At 63.0% G+C, this 16,377-nt stretch carries 19 protein-coding genes; 4 read left to right on the plus strand and 15 right to left on the minus strand.

Translation table 11 applies throughout. The features are described 5' to 3' along the window. Window positions 1–195: 195 nt before the first annotated feature. The 11 genes from AA0Z93_RS04120 to AA0Z93_RS04170 all read right to left on the minus strand — a co-directional run bounded on the left by AA0Z93_RS04120 (window position 196) and on the right by AA0Z93_RS04170 (window position 10,458). Complete coding sequence (locus AA0Z93_RS04120; protein ID WP_413046277.1) at window positions 196–477, minus strand: DUF3077 domain-containing protein; 282 nt, start codon at window positions 475–477, stop codon at window positions 196–198. 717 nt (window positions 478–1,194) lie between these two features. After that, window positions 1,195–2,271, minus strand: coding sequence for a protein-glutamate methylesterase/protein-glutamine glutaminase (locus AA0Z93_RS04125; RefSeq protein ID WP_413046276.1), 1,077 nt, complete (start codon window positions 2,269–2,271; stop codon window positions 1,195–1,197). After that, window positions 2,264–2,767 (minus strand): chemoreceptor glutamine deamidase CheD, encoded by a 504-nt coding sequence (cheD, locus tag AA0Z93_RS04130; RefSeq protein WP_413046275.1) that lies wholly within the window; start codon window positions 2,765–2,767, stop codon window positions 2,264–2,266. The genes AA0Z93_RS04125 and cheD overlap by 8 nt, the downstream gene beginning before the upstream one ends. Then, window positions 2,764–3,573 (minus strand): CheR family methyltransferase, encoded by an 810-nt coding sequence (locus AA0Z93_RS04135; protein WP_413046274.1) that lies wholly within the window; start codon window positions 3,571–3,573, stop codon window positions 2,764–2,766. Before AA0Z93_RS04135 ends, cheD begins: the two co-directional genes overlap by 4 nt. A 9-nt stretch (window positions 3,574–3,582) precedes the next feature. Then, window positions 3,583–4,122, minus strand: a complete 540-nt coding sequence (locus tag AA0Z93_RS04140; protein WP_413046273.1) for a chemotaxis protein CheW — start codon at window positions 4,120–4,122, stop codon at window positions 3,583–3,585. Between the two features lie 39 nt (window positions 4,123–4,161). Next, on the minus strand, window positions 4,162–5,817 hold the full coding sequence (locus AA0Z93_RS04145) for a methyl-accepting chemotaxis protein (RefSeq protein WP_413046272.1): 1,656 nt from the start codon (window positions 5,815–5,817) through the stop codon (window positions 4,162–4,164). 29 nt (window positions 5,818–5,846) lie between these two features. After that, window positions 5,847–7,883, minus strand: coding sequence for a chemotaxis protein CheA (locus AA0Z93_RS04150; protein WP_413046271.1), 2,037 nt, complete (start codon window positions 7,881–7,883; stop codon window positions 5,847–5,849). 40 nt (window positions 7,884–7,923) lie between these two features. Continuing rightward, window positions 7,924–8,211: a lipid asymmetry maintenance protein MlaB gene (locus AA0Z93_RS04155; protein WP_413046270.1), complete on the minus strand. Its 288-nt coding sequence runs from the start codon at window positions 8,209–8,211 to the stop codon at window positions 7,924–7,926. Between the two features lie 23 nt (window positions 8,212–8,234). Continuing rightward, window positions 8,235–8,603: a response regulator gene (locus AA0Z93_RS04160; protein ID WP_413046269.1), complete on the minus strand. Its 369-nt coding sequence runs from the start codon at window positions 8,601–8,603 to the stop codon at window positions 8,235–8,237. 9 nt (window positions 8,604–8,612) lie between these two features. Beyond that, a complete protein-coding gene (locus AA0Z93_RS04165; protein ID WP_413398563.1) occupies window positions 8,613–9,824 on the minus strand; it encodes a methyl-accepting chemotaxis protein in 1,212 nt (403 codons plus the stop codon). A 349-nt stretch (window positions 9,825–10,173) separates the two neighbouring features. Continuing rightward, window positions 10,174–10,458 carry a YceK/YidQ family lipoprotein gene (locus AA0Z93_RS04170; RefSeq protein ID WP_413046268.1) on the minus strand — a complete coding sequence of 95 codons (285 nt, stop codon included), beginning with the start codon at window positions 10,456–10,458 and terminating at the stop codon, window positions 10,174–10,176. Between the two features lie 198 nt (window positions 10,459–10,656). Between AA0Z93_RS04170 and AA0Z93_RS04175 the strand changes: the two genes are divergently transcribed. The 4 genes from AA0Z93_RS04175 (at window position 10,657) to AA0Z93_RS04190 (ending at window position 13,984) form a co-directional block, all read left to right on the plus strand. Next, a complete protein-coding gene (locus tag AA0Z93_RS04175; protein WP_413046267.1) occupies window positions 10,657–12,033 on the plus strand; it encodes an iron-containing redox enzyme family protein in 1,377 nt (458 codons plus the stop codon). A gap of 38 nt (window positions 12,034–12,071) precedes the next feature. Beyond that, a complete protein-coding gene (locus tag AA0Z93_RS04180) occupies window positions 12,072–13,028 on the plus strand; it encodes a methyltransferase (RefSeq protein WP_413048351.1) in 957 nt (318 codons plus the stop codon). Between the two features lie 168 nt (window positions 13,029–13,196). After that, window positions 13,197–13,514 carry a type II toxin-antitoxin system PrlF family antitoxin gene (locus AA0Z93_RS04185; protein WP_413046266.1) on the plus strand — a complete coding sequence of 106 codons (318 nt, stop codon included), beginning with the start codon at window positions 13,197–13,199 and terminating at the stop codon, window positions 13,512–13,514. Then, entirely contained in the window at window positions 13,514–13,984 is a 471-nt protein-coding gene (locus AA0Z93_RS04190) for a type II toxin-antitoxin system YhaV family toxin (RefSeq protein ID WP_413046265.1), read from the plus strand. The genes AA0Z93_RS04185 and AA0Z93_RS04190 overlap by 1 nt, the downstream gene beginning before the upstream one ends. Window positions 13,985–14,164: 180 nt before the next feature. Here the strand turns inward: AA0Z93_RS04190 and AA0Z93_RS04195 are convergent, their stop codons facing one another. The 4 genes from AA0Z93_RS04195 to AA0Z93_RS04210 all read right to left on the minus strand — a co-directional run bounded on the left by AA0Z93_RS04195 (window position 14,165) and on the right by AA0Z93_RS04210 (window position 16,376). Further along, complete coding sequence (locus tag AA0Z93_RS04195; protein WP_413046264.1) at window positions 14,165–15,043, minus strand: hypothetical protein; 879 nt, start codon at window positions 15,041–15,043, stop codon at window positions 14,165–14,167. Window positions 15,044–15,180: 137 nt separating this feature from the next. Then, window positions 15,181–15,729: a hypothetical protein gene (locus tag AA0Z93_RS04200; RefSeq protein WP_413046263.1), complete on the minus strand. Its 549-nt coding sequence runs from the start codon at window positions 15,727–15,729 to the stop codon at window positions 15,181–15,183. Between the two features lie 19 nt (window positions 15,730–15,748). After that, on the minus strand, window positions 15,749–16,024 hold the full coding sequence (locus tag AA0Z93_RS04205; RefSeq protein ID WP_413046262.1) for a hypothetical protein: 276 nt from the start codon (window positions 16,022–16,024) through the stop codon (window positions 15,749–15,751). A 49-nt stretch (window positions 16,025–16,073) separates the two neighbouring features. Continuing rightward, the gene (locus AA0Z93_RS04210; RefSeq protein ID WP_413046261.1) at window positions 16,074–16,376 is read right to left on the minus strand and encodes a hypothetical protein; all 303 of its coding nucleotides are present in this window, start codon (window positions 16,374–16,376) and stop codon (window positions 16,074–16,076) included. Window position 16,377 lies beyond the last annotated feature (1 nt).

The following is a 16,377-nucleotide window of genomic DNA, read 5'->3' on the forward strand; positions in this document are numbered from 1 at the left end:
TGATCATTGCGGGGCTTAGCCTGTGCTCGCACCCCGCAAGTCCTTCCGGGTCAATTCCCGTTTCAGCTCGTGGAAACAGCCCTCCCCCCATGCTCAGGAATTTGTTGGGGGCTTCACTCGCCTAGTAGTTTTTGGGGCAACATTGTGTGAAAGCACCCCTCCGAAAACGGCCGCAAAGATCAGCGAAGGCTTCGGTTATGCGTTTGCATAGCTCAAAGCAATTCTCACATCTGCCACAAGCGCCTGCCCCATGCCAGACAGCAGGTGCGCAGCCCAAACCAGCGTTTCATCCTTCTCCATAACGCCGACATAGGTCAGCCTTTGTACACACCCCATCATCACGCATGCCTGCTCAAGCGCGTAGTCCAAGGGAATACCTTGAGCGACTCGAAACAAGTCGGGCGACTGCTGGCCCTCCGAACATTTCGCGATGCCGGGCGTAACACGCGAATCCTGACTCGTGTACTTACCGCCCATGGCGATTCCCCTCCTCCACTCGAAAGTGATACCGAGCATTCATAAACGCACTACCAGTACGGCCATAAACGCTGATTGATCGGGCCGTTATCAAAGCTCCACTTAGCCGCCTGAATGTCCTGCGACCCTGCCTCGCTAACCGCTTTGTGCAAAAGGCCATCCGCCCGCTTTGCTCTTGGGCTAGAACAGGCATATGTATTAGGCGATAGAGGTATTTCAGAGGTGTGGGAAGCGGTGGATCTGGAACGATCTTGAGCATGTTCTTTCTCCAACAATGGTTGAACTGCCACCCCCGCTGTCAAACGGAAGGGTGGCAGCTATACGCGGGTTGACAGACCGAGATTGTTGGCACTCGGCGCACACAAGGTGCCCCACGTACAGCCGCCATAGAGGCGCGACGTGTGACCAACAATGCTCGGTCTGTCAAAACCGGTCGTTGTGATGCAACGACCCAGCGAGACTAGAGCGCGTGTTGGACCATCACAACGCTTTTGGAAGGGAAATAGTATCTTTGGGAAATGGACTACAGAGAAGAAGATAATTCTGACTGCTTGAAATATTCAGAAAACCGTAGAGCCAGATGTAGGACCATGCAGGTTTCGAATTTCCAATGGTTGTCGCCCAGAATTCGCCGCCCCGTTCCTGCTGCTCATAGCCTGGAGCCTCGCAACGCGATGGCCTGGAGCCTAAAATGGGACGTAGCTGCACGCCTCACCCTCACTTATACAAAATCGCCTGATGAATCTCCCCCAACGCCATGATCCGCTGAGCGGCATTAAGCTTGATGGCTTCCTTAGGCATCCCAAACACCACGCAACTGGCTTCGTCCTGGGCAACGGTCCCCGCCCCCGCCTCCAACATCTCCTTCAACCCCCGCGCCCCATCATCCCCCATCCCCGTCATGATGATCCCCGTCGCATTCCTTCCCGCAAACCGCGCCACCGACCGAAACAACACATCCACCGAAGGCCGATGCCGATTCACCAACGGCCCATCGATCACCTGCGCGTGGTAATACGCCCCACTGCGCGTAACCATCAAATGCTTCCCCCCAGGCGCAATCAACGCCAACCCCGGCAAAATCCGGTCATTGTTACGCGCCTCCCGCACCTCGATCTCGCACAGGCTGTTAAGCCGCTCGGCAAACGAAGCCGTGAACTTCTCCGGCATGTGCTGCACGATCACCATCCCCGGGCACACCCGCGGCAGCGCCGTCAGCACCGCTTCCAGCGCCTGGGTCCCACCCGTGGAAGTGCCAATCGCGACGATACGCTCAGTGGTCTGAGCCATGGCATGGCCATTCCCCGCAGGCAGAATCGCATCCGCACTGAGCTTGGTGGCCGGGGCCGGGGCCGGGCTTGCACTGCGCTTACCTAGATTCCTAACGTTGGCATTAGCAGCAGCCCGCACCGCCGCCACCAACTCAGCCGCCGACTCGATCAGAAACCCCTTCAACCCAGTGGAAGGCTTGGTGATGATCTCCACCGCCCCCGCCGACAACGCCTGCAAGGAGGTCTCTGCCCCCTTCTGGGTCAACGACGAACAGATGATCACCGGCGTCGGCCGCTCGCTCATGATCTTCCTGAGGAAAGTGATGCCATCCATGCGCGGCATCTCCACATCGAGCACGATCACGTCCGGCCATTCCCGGGCCATTTTGTCCATGGCGAACAGCGGGTCGGACGCCGCACCCATGACGTGGATGTCCGGCGTGTCGCCGAGAATCGCCTGCAGCACCTGGCGCACCACGGCGGAATCGTCGACCAGCAGCACACTGATTTTTTTGCTAGGCATGTTCTTGAAGGGTCCCCATGGGTTGGTGCCGCACCCAGACGTTGCCGTTCCACAGGTCGAACAGGATCGTGCGGTAGCCGGTGCTGCCCATGTCCTGGGCCGTCAGGTGCAGGTGGTGGCGCTCGGTCAGGGCCAGCGCGGCGCGGATGTTCTGGCCGGCCACGTCCTGGGTCGGCAGGCGGCGGTGCAGTTCGGGGAACATCTCGCCGCCGCCGAACAGCTTGACCTGGTAGTCCTGGGCCTGGGTGCCGTTGGCTTGGGCGTGGCGCAGCAGCAGTTCGAGGGCTTCGTCGGCATAGCGGCCATCGAGGGGCTGCTGTTTGCGCGGGCGGCCCGGCAGCATGAAGTGGCACATGCCGCCGATCCGCCGTTGCGGGTGCCAGAAGGTGATCGCCACGCAGGAGCCGAGCAAGGTGCGCAGGCGCGTTGGCCGGGTGGCGAAACTGACTTGGCCGGGGGCCAGGACCACTTCGGTGGCGCCGAGGGGCTTTTTCATGGTTTGCGGTAGATCGAGGGGGCCACCAGCTTCAGGGTGTCGTTGACCCCGTGCAGGCTTTCCGAGTGGCTGATGATCAGGTAACCGCCTTCTTTGAGCAGCGGCAGCAGACGCGCGACCACCTGGCGCTTGGTCGGCTGATCGAAATAGATCATCACGTTGCGCAGGAAGATCACGTCGAACTCGCCCAGCGCCGGCAGCGCTTCGTTGAGGTTGACCTGGATGAAGTTGACGCGGTTGCGCAGGGCCTTGTCGATCAGCACGGTGCCCGCCTGCCGCCCGATGCCCTTGAGGCAGTACTTGACCAGCAGCGGCTTGGGCAGGGTCTCGATGCGCTCCATCGAGTAATGCCCGGTGCGCGCCTTGGCCAGCACCTGGGAGCTGATGTCCGAGCCGACCACTTCCCAGGGCGTGGTCCCGAGGCTTTCGGCCAGGGTCATGGCCAGGCTGTAGGCCTCCTCGCCGGTGGAACTGGCCGCGCTCCACACGCGGAACGTGCGGCCCGGCGCGACCTGGGGCAGCACTTGCTGGCGCAGGAAGTCGAAGTGCTTGGGCTCGCGGAAGAAATAGGTTTCGTTGGTGGTCAGCAGGTCCAGCGCCACTTGCAGCTCGCCCTTGCGCTGGTCGTGCATGATCAGCTTGAAGTACTCGCCATAGCTCTGCAGCTCATAGTGCTTGAGGCGCTTGAACAGGCGCCCGGCCACCAGGGCCTTCTTGGCCGGCGACAGGTTGATGCCGGCCGCGCGGTACAGCCAGCTCTGGAACTGGCCGAACTCGCGGTCGTCGATGGCAACGGTATTGGGCATGGTCGGGCCTCAGCGCGGGTCGGGGTCGGCGGCCGGCGCCTGGCCGGCCTCGGCGAGGCTGGCCATCTCGTCGATGGACAGCACCTTGTCCACCGCCAGCACGATCACGAACTTGCCGTCGACCTTGGCCATGCCGCTGATGAAGTCGGCGCGGATGCGCGCGCCGAAGCTCGGTGGCGGTTCGATCTGCGTGGCCGGGATCTCCTGCACGGCCGAGACCGTGTCGACCAGCAGGCCGATGTCCTGGGGCTGGCCGTCTTCGCTGCTCGCTTCGAGGATGATCACGCAGGAGCGCCGGGTGATCGCCGAGTGGGCGCGGCCGAAGCGCGCCGACAGGTCCACCACCGGCACCACGGCGCCGCGCAGGTTGATCACCCCACGCACGAAGGCGGGCATCATCGGCACCACGGTCAGGCTGCCGTATTCGATGATTTCCTTGATGCCCAGAATGCCGAGGGCGAACATTTCGCCGCCCAGCATGAAGGTCAGGTACTGCCCGTCCTCGTCGACCGTCACCGTGCTCTGCCGCGTCGTCGTTACTGCGCCCATGTCGCTACTCTCCCTGGTAGGTCCGCTTCGACCGTGCGATCAGAAGCGGGTGAAATCCGACTCGTCCGGCGCGCTGGCCATGGTGTTGGCGAACGCCTTGCGCGCCGGCATGGGTTTGCTGCGGAGCGGTTGCCGGTGGGCCGTGCTGCCGGGGCTGTCCACGCCGCCTTGAACGGCGGCCTTGGGCGCCGAATCGAGCACGAAGAAGCTCATGGCCTGTTGCAGTTGCTCGGCCTGGCTGCTCATCTCTTCGGCGGTGGCCGCCAGCTCTTCGCTGCTGGAGGCGTTCTGCTGGGTCACCTGGTTGAGCTGGGTCATCGCCGTGTTGATCTGCGCGACACCGGCGGCCTGCTCTTCGGACGCGGCGCTGATTTCCTGTACCAGGTCGGAGGTCTTGTTGATCGACGGCACCATTTCGTCGAGCAGGCTGCCGGCCTTCTCGGCCATGTCCACGCTGCTCGACGACAGTTCGCCGATTTCCTGGGCGGCCACCTGGCTGCGTTCGGCCAGTTTGCGTACTTCGGCGGCGACCACGGCGAAGCCCTTGCCGTGCTCGCCGGCCCGTGCGGCCTCGATGGCGGCGTTGAGCGCGAGCAGGTTGGTCTGGTAGGCGATGTCGTCGATGATGCTGATGCGCTGGGCGATCTTCTTCATCGCCACCACCGTCTGCTGCACCGATTCGCCGCCCTCGGTGGCTTCCTTGGCGGCTTTGCTGGCCATGCCGTCGGTGACTTTGGCGTTTTCGGTGTTCTGGTTGATGCTGGCGCTCATCTGCTCAACCGACGCACTGGTCTCCTCGACGCTGGCGGCCTGCTCGCTGGTGGCCTGGCTCATCGACTGCGCGGTGGCGCTGACCTGCTCGGAGGCGCTGGCGAGGTTGTCGGCGGCGTTGCGCACTTCGCCGATGATGTGCGCCAGCTTGCCGACCATGTTGCGCATGGCGTTGAGCACCATGCCGGTTTCGTCCTTGCCGCCCGGCTCGATGTGCGCGTTGAGGTTGCCTTCGGCCAGGTGCTCGGCGGCGCTCGCGGCTTGGCGCAGCGGGCGGGAAATGATGCGCGCGATGAACAGCGCCAGGCCCAGGCCGACCAGCAGCGCGGCGACCAGCACCGCGATGATCGACACGCGGGCGCGCTCGTACAGCGCCGAGCCTTTCTCACCTGCGGCGGTGGCGCCGGCGTCGTTGAGTTCGACCATTTTCTGCAGGCGGGTGGTCACCTCGTCGAAATGCCCCTTGGCTTCACCCCTGAGCAAACCGCGTGCCTCGGCTTCCTGGTTCTGGCGGGAAAGCGCCAACACCCGTGTGCTGCTGGCGATGTAGTCGTCCCATGCGCTTTTCACGCTGAGCAGCAGTTGCCGATCCTCCTCGTTCGACACCAATTGCTCGTAGGTCTGCAAGCGGGTTTCGAACTGCTGGCGCGCCTCGGCGGCTTCGCGTTCGGCCTGGGCCTTCTCTTCGGCCATCTCGGTGCTGAGGTGGCGGTTCTCTTTCAAACGGTAATTGGCGGCGAAAAAGCGCATCCCCGACGCGGCCCGCATGGAGGGCATCCAGTTGCTCTTGATGTCCTGGGCGGCCTGGTTGACGGCGCCCAGCTGAAGGATGGCGAAGGCGCCCATGGCCCCGGTCAGCGCCAGGACCACGAGGAACGAGCTGATCAGCTTGGTGGAAATTTTAAGATCGTAGAACCATTTCATCGGGGAACCTCCATGGAATTGCAAAGACGTCAGCGGGCGGAGAGCGTCGGCGACTGAGGCGCCTGTGCCGTGCGGGCTTCCAGTTGTATGAGTTGGTTGAGCAGTGCCGGTACGTCGAGGATCAGCGCCACCGCGCCGCTGCCGAGGATGGTCGAGCCGCTGATGCCGCGCAGGGCGCCGAACAGCTTGCCCAGGGGCTTGATCACGGTCTGGAATTCGCCGTGCAGGTCGTCGACCACGAGCCCTGCCTTGTGCTCGGCATAGCGCACCACCACCACGTTCTGCCGGCGCGCGGCCGGGCCTGCGTGGTGGAAGTGCTCGCGCAGGTCCACCAGGGGCAGCACCTCGCCGCGCAGGTCCAGGTAGCCCTGGGCGCGGCCGGCCTGGCGCTGGCGTTCGTCGAGTTCGATGCACTCCTGGACCATGTCCAGCGGGATCACGTAGGTGGAGTGGTCGATGCCGACCAAAAAGCCATTGATGATCGCCAGGGTCAGCGGCAGGCGGATGCGCACCAACGTGCCCTGGCCGGGGCGGCTGTCGAGGTCGACGGTGCCGCGCAACAAGGTGATGTTGCGCTTGACCACGTCCATGCCCACGCCGCGCCCGGACAGGTTGGTGACGGCCTCGGCGGTGGAGAAGCCGGCTTCGAAGATCAGGTTGTAGACCTCCTGGTCGGTGAGCACCGCCCCGCTCGCCACCAGCCCGCGCTCCTGGGCCTTTTCCAGGATGCGCTCGCGGTTGAGGCCGGCGCCGTCGTCGGCGATTTCGATGACGATGCTGCCGGAGTCGTGGTAGGCGTTGAGGCTCAGGTGACCCTTGCTCGGCTTGCCTGCCGCACGGCGCGCCTCGGCGCTTTCGATGCCGTGGTCCATGGCGTTGCGCAGCAGGTGCATCAGCGGGTCGCCGATCTTTTCCACCACGGTCTTGTCCAGCTCGGTATCCGCGCCGTCGATGAGCAGCTCGATGTCCTTGCCCAGTTCCTGGCTGACGTCGCGCACCACGCGGCGGAAGCGGTTGAAGGTGTCGCCGATGGGGATCATGCGCAGGTGCAGTGCGCCGTCGAGGATGTCCTCCACCAGCCCCGACACTGTCGAAGTGGCCTCCTGCAGCGGGTCGTTGTCGCAGGAGCGCGCCAGCAGGCTCGCGCCGGCGCTGGCGATCACCAGTTCGCCGACCAGGTTGATCAGCGCATCGAGTTTGTCGGCGTTGACCCGCACATAGCTGCCGTCGCGGGCTCTCGCCTCACTGGTGGCCGGCAGGCGCTGGGCCGGGGTGGGCGTTGAATCTTGCTCGGCGTGCGTGACGATCAGGTCGTTGCCAATGGCCACGCCGCTGTCGGGCGTTTCGTCGAGCGCGTGGATGTGCACCTCGCAGTCGTCGCGCACGAAGTCGAACACCTCAACGAGCGTGGCCTGGCTGGCCGTCGAGCGCAGGTCGATCTCGAAGCCCAGGTAGCAGCTTTCCGGGTCCCAGTGTTCCAGGGGGGGGATGGCGTCGGTCAGGGTGGTGACCTGCACCATCTGCCCCAGGGTTTCGAGGTAGCGCAGGAACGACAGCGGGTCCATGCCGTTGCGGAACACGTCCACGCCGAAGCGCAGGGAAATGTGCCAGAGCACTTCGGCCTGCGCGTCGTCGGCCAGCACGGCCGGTACGGCATCGGCGGTGCGCAACGCCTGATAGGCGCTCAGCGCCTCGCGCAAGGCCTCGTCGCGCGCCAGCGCCGCCGGTGTCAGTGCCTCGCCGCGGCTGGCGACCACATCGATCAGTTCCAGCATGTGGTCGCCGCACCTGAGCAGCAGTGCGATCAAGGCCGCGTCCACCGCCACGCTGCCTTCGCGCAGGCGGTCGAGCACGTCTTCGACGATGTGCGTGAACCCGACGATCGAGCCGAGGCCGAACAGTCCGGCGGAACCTTTGATGGTATGCGCGGCGCGGAAGATCGCGCCGATGGCATCCTGGTCGTGCGGGTCGCTTTCCAGTTGCAGCAGGGATTGCTCCATGGCCTGCAACAGGTCGCGCGCCTCGACGATGAAGGTCTGCAATGCCTGATCGAGATTGATGCCCACGTGGACTTTCCTTGTCGAGCGATGAACGGAGCGGCGCCGATTACAGCGCGGCGCTGCGACACAGTTGGAGCGCCTGCATGACCGCCTGGCTCTGGCCGGTCACCTGCAAGGCGGTGCCGGCGATGCCGGCTTCGCGCTGGACGACGGCCAGCCATTGCAGGCCGGCACCGTCCATTTCCGTGACCTGGGACAGGTCCAGCGCCAGGCGCGGCGCCGCGCCGATCTGCGGCAGCAACGCGCCCGCCAGTTCGGCGACGGTGTAGATCGTGAGTTCGCCGTCGACGCCCACCTGGGCGGTGTCGTCGAGGGTTTCGATAGTGAGCGGCATGTCGGCCTCCCTGGCGCCGGCGGTCAGGGCAGGATCAGTTTCGAGACCGCCGCCAGCATCTGCGCCGGCTGGAACGGCTTGACCACCCAGGCCTTGGCGCCCGCGGCCTGGCCTTCGGCCTTCTTCGATGCCTGGGACTCGGTGGTCAGCATGATGATCGGCGTGAATTTGTAGCTGGCCAGCTTCTTCACCTCCTTGACGAAGGTGATGCCGTCCATGTTGGGCATGTTCACGTCGCTGATGATCAGGTGCACCTTCTGCCCGGTCAGCTTGTTCAGGGCGTCTCTGCCGTCGCTGGCCTCGATCACGTCGTAACCGGCGCCTTTCAGCGCGATGCCGACCACCTGCCGTACGCTGCTGGAGTCGTCGACCACTAATACATTCTTCGCCATGCTGGGCTCCTAGAAGAAAGTGATGTCTTGGGAATGCTGTTGCACCGCCGCCTCGCCATGGTGGAGGCGCCGTTGCTCCTCGGTGGCGTAGGTGGTTTCCATGCGCGCCAGCCATTGCCGGGCGTCGATGGCCAGCGGCTGGTCGGGGGTTTGCCTGGCTTGCACGAGGTGCTCGTGCAGGGCGTGCATGTTGTCGCGCACGTGGCTGAGGATCTGGCTGACCCGGTCCTGGAACTGCAGGTTGACCAGCACCTCGGTCATCTCGTCGCGGATGCCGTGGCTTTCCTGCCTGAGCAGGTCGGCAGAATCCACCAGGCGCCCGGTGATGCTCTGGAAGCGGGCGAGCACCACCTGGATGGTCTGTTCGGACTCGCTCACCGAATGGCTGTCCTGGTCGGCGCTGCTGGAAGCGGCCTGCACCAGTTGGGTGATGGCGTTGTTGATGATGTCGACCTTGGCCGACATCTGCTGGCCGGTTTCGCTGGATTTGCTCGACAGGCTGCGCACCGCGTCGGCCACCACCGCGAAGCCGCGACCGGCCTCGCCGGCACGCGCCGCTTCGATGGCCGCGTTGAGCGCCAACAGGTTGGTCTGTGCGGCGATCGCCGCCACATCGGCGGCCATGGTGCGCAGTTCGCCGGTGTAAGCGGTCAGGCTGCGCACCTGGGCCAGGGTCTGGTCACGGCTGGTTTGCGTGGTCTTGAGCGAATCGATCACCTGGCTCAACTCGCCGTCGCTGCGCGCCAGCACTTCGAGGGCGCCGTCGGCAGCCTGCCCGTCCAGTTCGCCGGCTGCGTGCTGCGACGCCTGTACGGTTTCCTGCAGGCGGGAGGCGATTCCGGTGAAGCGATCCGCCAGGCTGACGATGGCTTCTTCGGTCTGCTGGCGGGAGCTTTCCACTTGCTTGGCCCAGATGGGCATGGCGCCGAGCAGGACTTCGTCGAGCTGTGCGCGGGTGGCCGTGTCGTTGTCGGCGTGCGCCTTCGACTGCTCCGCCTGCGCCTGTGCCAGCGCTTGTTGCAGCGCGTTGCGCTGTGAGGACGCGCTCAGGGCACAGGCACCCAGGCCGATCGCTACCAGTGCCGCGCAGGCCAGCAGGTTGGCCGTCGAGGTCGATTGCAGGAGTAGCCAGACCACGGCCGGCACGACCGGGATGAAGGCGAACCCGCTGAAACGCGAAAAACCGGAAGGGGTAATGCGGCTGGAGGGACGCTGGGTCATGAGTTCGATCCTTGAACGGTGTAGCGGGTAGAAATGACATAGGGGTTATCAGCGTTGTTTGTAACAACTTTAGACAGTCCGCATGCCTTCCGTCCGATTCATGACCAGCGGATGACTGTGTGTTGGGAGTGCTCGCAGCGTCCTGGTTTCGTCTGGGCAAAACCAACGGCACCGGTGTTTTGGAGGCTAAGAAAATCCAGCGTGTCGAGGGCTGTGCCGCAGTTGCAGGCGGGACGCGCAAGGCGAGAGGCGGTGTGTCGCAATGGGAAGTCGCTGCGGCGACCGGGAATGGGCACCTGGATCGTTCAAGTGGACGACGAAAAGGCCATCCGCTCCGCCTGGCGACCCGTCACATGACTCGCAATGGCCTGATCTCGCAGGCTTCGCGGTCGCCGCCCATACCTTCCGGCAGGAACGCCGTCAGGTCGTAAGGCAACAGCACTGTATCCAGCACAGCCGAAAAAGGCGTATCGATCAGCAAGGGCCAGTTGTTCGACAGGCTGGGATGGTTCGCATAAACCCAGGATAGCCGCGTGCCGTGGTAGACACACCGCTCCCCGCTCAAATGCCCCAGGGTGCTGAAACAACCGCTCAACGACAATGACATTGCCAACAGCAGAATTTTCGCCCGCATGGATTTCCTTATGAGTGAGGCCGTCGTCCGTGACCGTGCGATTCCGGCGTGCCGGCAGCATACCTGCTGATCGGCAGCAGGGGCAGCCATCGCGTTCGACAGGCCCGTCGCCACCTGTCAGCCCGACGCAAACCCCATGGAATTTATCCGGCCGGGCCTGCCTCCGACTTAGAAACCATAAAACCGTGTAGGCCCCGTATGACTTCCCTGCGAAATCTCGCCCCACGCCTGACTGCCACCACGCCGCCGGAAGCCTGTACCCCCGTTTCGGTTTACCACGCCCTCTTGCGCCACCCGCACGACACCGACCTGACCCCGGTGCGCGGCTTCCTCGACGCGCAGTTGATGCAAGCCAAACGATTCGGCGACGAAGTCGAAGGCCTACCCGAAAACCTCGACGACCTGCCATCCTGGATCGAGGACAACGGCGACACCGTCGCCTGCGCCTACCGCGAATACCTCGCCGGCCGGCACGCCGGCAATGGCCGCCAATACTTCGGCAGCAAAGCCCACGCCCTGTATTTCCTCCAGCACGTGGCCCCGACCAAACTGGTCGACGGCGCTTGGCTGTACAACTCGCTGTCCCACGCTGGCGACTGGCGCTACCACAACCTGATCCGCACCTATCTGGAAGAGCTCGGCGACGGCGACCCCGGCCTGAACCATGTCGTGCTCTACCGCAAGCTGCTGGCCGACCACGATTGCGCGCCGACCGAAGTGCTCGAAGACGCGCTGTACGTGCAAGGCGCCATCCAGCTGGCGCTCGGTCACCTGGGTGACGAATACCTGCCCGAATTGCTCGGCTACAACCTGGGTTACGAGCAATTGCCGCTGCACTTGCTCATCTCTTCGTTCGAGCTGAACGAGCTGGGCATCGACCCCTATTACTTCACCCTTCACGTGACCATCGACAACGCCAGCACCGGCCATGCGCGCAAGGCGGTGGACACCGTGCTGGACCTGCTGCCCACGGATGACACGCGCGACGAATTCATCGCCAGAATGCGTGCAGGTTACTTGCTCAACGAGCTGGGCAAGGGCACCAAGGCCGTGATCCAAGGCTTCGACCTCGAGCAGGAAGTCGTAGACATGCTGGAGCGCAAACGCGCCTTCGGCCAGCACCTGCATTCCGACTACTGCCGCCTCGACGGGCGCACGGTCAATGAATGGTTGTCGGTGCCCGGGCGCTGCCGTGAATTCCTCACGGTGCTGGAGAACAAAGGCTGGATCAAACACAACCAGGACCCGGCCGACAGCCGCTTCTGGCAGTTGATGGACGGACCGGGCGCGCCGATGTTCGGCGTGTTCAACGGCTATGAGATGCAGCTGTTGCGCGACTGGATCGCCGGGGATTGGCTCGACGAGCATGCGGCCAGACGGCAGAACCCCTTCCGTGCGCAGTTCCGCCGTCGCCTGTCGGCCGATGCGGCTTCCACGACCGCGTCAGCCCGCACTGCGGTGGCGACGGACGCGTTGATCGACCTGTTGTCACCGGCACATCACGCGACGCCTGAAGGATTGAGCGCCACGCGTGTGTACGCCCGTAAACTTGCGGAAGGATCGTTGGCGGTATGAGTCCACTCGATACCCAGGCAGCCATGGATGAGGCTGCCATGTCTGAAGAGCGCGCCCATGATCTGGCATTGCTACGGATGGGCCGCACGTTGCTGGCAGACAACTACCGATTCACGACCGTCACGCCACTGACCCATCAGCGCAACAACGAAAGGGTGCAGAACCGCCAAGGGCGCGACCTGCGGGATGTGTTCGGCTGGAACCGTCCGTTCGAAACGCAAGTGCTGCCTGGCGTCGAAGCTGAAGCGATGCGGGAAAGCGGAGTCATCCGCGCCCAGGGCGACCACTGGATCAGCACGGTGCGCTATTCGAGCTTGGGCGAGCTGCTCTTCGTCCACTCGGGCTTCCCGACCACTGCGCGCGATTCGGTCTTCTTCGGCCCAGACACCTACCGCTTCGCCCAGGCCATCGAAGCGCATCTGCGCACCTCGACCCACCCCATACATACTGCGGCGGACATCGGTTCGGGCAGCGGCGCAGGCGCCATCGTGATCGCCCACGCCAGGCCTGACGCTCAGGTGCAGGCGCTGGACATCAATCCGACCGCGCTGCGTTTCACGGCCGTCAATGCGGCCTTGGCGCAGACCGAAAACGTTTTGCCTCGGTATAGCGATCTGTTGAGCGGTGCGTCAGGCCAGTTCGACCTGATCGTCGCCAACCCGCCGTACATGCAGGACACGCAAAAGCGCGCTTACCGCCATGGCGGGGATCGACTGGGGTCGGAGCTGGCCGTGCGTATCGTCGAGCAAGCACTGGACCGTTTGACGCCCGGTGGCACCCTCCTCCTCTACACAGGCACTCCTTGGGTGGACGGCACAGATCTGTTCCTGGAAAGCGCTCAGCCTCTGGTCGACAAGCCAGGGTTCACCTGGTCGTATCGCGAAGTCGATCCAGATGTGTTTGGGGAAGAGCTGGAGTTCGAAACCTACGCCTGCGCCGAGCGCATTGCTGCGGTTGTGCTTATCGTGACCAAGACTGGCGGTTTCAAAAGCTAAGTACAGCATCCTGCTATCAGCCAATGACGATGCCCCAGGGAGTGATGCATCGACTCTGGTGGACTACTACCCGCCATCGCCATTGGCCTGTACTCATCAGCAAGATCAGGGATTGATCAGGTAAGGATATTTCCTTACCATCTACCGAGCATATCCAGGAGAATGCTCATGCCTGCCATCTATGAAATCGCCACCTTGACCTCAAAAGGTCAAATCACGCTTCCCAAATCCGTTCGCCAGCTACTAGGCCTCGATACCGGTGGCAAGATCGCATTCGATATACGCGATGGTGAGGTGGTGGTCAGCCGTGTGGAAACTATTCACGAAGACCCCGCCATAGGTGCATTTCTGGGTTTGCTTGAGGCTGATATGCGCAGCGGGCGCAATCTCTCAGCTTTGCCAGAGGATCTGGCGTACAGCATGCTCTCCAACGCAGGCTGCAGTGTAAATCTGGATGACGAGATAGACGGTGAGGTTGCGCTTTGATGCAGCGACACGGCTGGACACTGTTGTTCCATGAAGGTGTGATCGCACAGTTGCGTAAGTTGCAAGAAGCTGCCGCAAGGGCCGAAAAAAATGACCCGCAAAGCTTCGAAAGCAACGCCAACGTCAAACTGTTTCGAGCCCTGAGCCAATTGATCCTGAATGTAGTGCCCGAGGATCCGGCACGCGACGAGTTCCGCCAGGGCAACACACTGGGAGCAGCCTACCGCCATTGGCGACGGGCAAAGATCGGCAGGCGGTTCCGGCTGTTCTTTCGCTACGACTCGAAATCCAGAGTGATTGTCTACGCATGGGTCAATGACGAAAACACCCTCAGGTCGGCAGGCAGCAAATCCGATCCCTATGCCGTGCTCGAGAAAATGCTTGGCCGGGGTAATCCTCCCGATGACTGGGATGCTTTGGTTGCTGCTACTAGGAGCAACTGGGAAGTATCCGAACCCTCTACTTCTTAAGCGCGGCCACTCGCGAAACTCTCAGATGCCCGCTCATGTAGGGGACTCACTTGGAAGTAGCATCGAGGCCTATAAAAGGCAGCCTGAGGCTCCCGAAACACAAGTCTTTCTAGATTTTTCGGCATTAGGCCCGTCTCATCTCCAGAAGAAATGCGCCGAGCCTGTTCTGCATAGACCGGTCTACCGTGCAGCCTCAAGATTCTTGAAAACCGCCACCACCTCACTTTCCAACTGATTGACCGCCCCCAGATACTCGATCAACTCCGCCGCCCGGCTTCCGCGCAGCCCGGCCGTAGTCATTTCGCCATCGACCACGTACTTGTACACGCCACTCACGGCGAACGCTTTCAGCGAACCTATATGCCGAGCCTGATCCGCCAAGGTGTTCTTGAAGGCCTCGCTCTCGAAGAACCGGCGCCGCGCCACCGGGTTGCCGAACGCCACTTCCATCACCACCAGTTCCGTCCGCTCCTGCGTCGCCGTATGCGCCACATCCGGCGCCGGTGGATGGTTGCCGTCGTTTTCGAACGGCGCGCACAGGTGCAGTTGCACTTTCAGCACCGAAGTATCCGCCGCCAACACGGGTGCCAGTTCGTCGCGCACGTAAGCGTGCAGAGCCTCCAATCCCTGTCGCGGGCTCAGGTGCACATGGATGCGGTCGGCGTGGTCCAGCCCATTGAGCCGCTCGTCCTGCAACCGGTTCTCCACCATCAGCGACCCTTGCGGCAGGTCGTACGCCAGCGTCTCTTCGAACATGTTCTGCTCGTCCGAAAACAGCAAAGGGCTGGCCTCTTTGAAACGCGCCTGCTGGTCGGCGGACTTGAAACCGATTTCCACGCCGCCATCGAGTTCGTAATCCGCGATCTCCCTCACGCCTTCGGCCAGCGGCCACAGATGCGCGTCCTGGTTACGCGAGAAATGGTGCTGGATGTACAGGCCCAACCCCGGCAACCGCGAACACAGCGGGCCGTGCACGTCGCGCCAGTAGTGGGCGAAGATGTCGTGCGGCACGCGCTCGCGTTTCTTCACGGTGGTATAGCTGTTGATGGTGATCGTCATCTTGAACCCCTACGCAACTCACTGGATGTTCCATTTGAGAACCGCACGAGCAAAGGGACGTTCAGCCCGACGGACTGACGACGTGGTATTGGATTGTTCAGGCGAGGCATATCGAGCGCTTCGCCCGCCATGAGGTGCTAAAGCGCGTCCGTCATCCGGCAAAGCCCTGCCTTTTCCATAGGCCCGGCCTCTGTCCAGCCCTCCTCGTACAACCGCCGCAACGCCACCACACACCCGCCGGCCTCGTAGAAGACCACCTCATAGTCCTGCCCGGCCTTGGGCACGAAGCGATACGACTGTCGGCAACTGCGCGACCGGCCTGCCGAGCCGTACCCTTCACTCAGGAAATTCAGGGTGAAGGGTTTGCCCGCCGGCACCTTGAGTTCGGCACTGGCCAAGTTCGGTTCATCCAGGCGCCAACTCCCCGCGGGCATACCCAGGCTGCGCCCGTTGTTGCGGTCGGCGAATCCGGACTTGGCCACCGCCATCACCCCGGCGCCTGGCACACGCCAGTCGATGCAGTCACTGGCGGGTACGCCGCGCACCATGCCGTTGGTGACCACGCGCAGGCGTGCGATCTCACCGGCGCTGGGTTCTAGGTAATCGGTGGAGAACGCGCGGATGTTGGAGAGGTGGCCGCAGCCACTCACGGCCACGGCCAAACCGAGGATCAGTCGTGCTCTCATGAACGCCCCTCCGATGTAATCAGCAGTGGTGAGGGCTTTCGCTCTTGAGCTCTTCACCGGTATCGGCGTTACGGATGATCACCGTGGCGTCGGGTGCGATGCTGCACATGGCGTTACGCGCGGTGTAGATGTGCCGGCCCTCGGCAACGATCTTGCCGAGTTTCGGGATCGGCTTGCCCGAGGCATCCTGGGCCGTCACGGTGTACACGCCCGACATGGTCACGCAGCCGCCCAGCCCTGATAGCAGCGCCACACACAGGCCCGATTTCAACAACACTGTCCTTGAGATTTTCATTGCGATAACTCCTTGGCGAAAGAACGGGTTTGCCACGTCATGGTTTCGCCTAGCAGGCCGGCAACGACTGCGCGTCGGGTAGCGCGCACACGTCGAAGCCATCGCGGCGGGTAAAGCCTGCGCGCTTCATGCACGTGAAGCGTTCCGCGCGCTCCTGCAAGGTTGCCTTCTGGTCGAAGCCCGCGGCATTGGGTTCGCCGCAGGCGAACATTGCATTCCGAACATCGGCTTTGCTCGCACCCGGTTTGTGCCACTGCTCGATGTCCGGTTTCGGCGGTTTGAACGCATCTTCGGTGCAGGCGGTGACGAGGGAGCTCAACAACACGGCCAGTACGAGCAGTCTGTAACGCATG

The organism is Pseudomonas phoenicis (assembly GCF_047302395.1).
In the GTDB taxonomy this organism is placed as follows: domain Bacteria; phylum Pseudomonadota; class Gammaproteobacteria; order Pseudomonadales; family Pseudomonadaceae; genus Aquipseudomonas.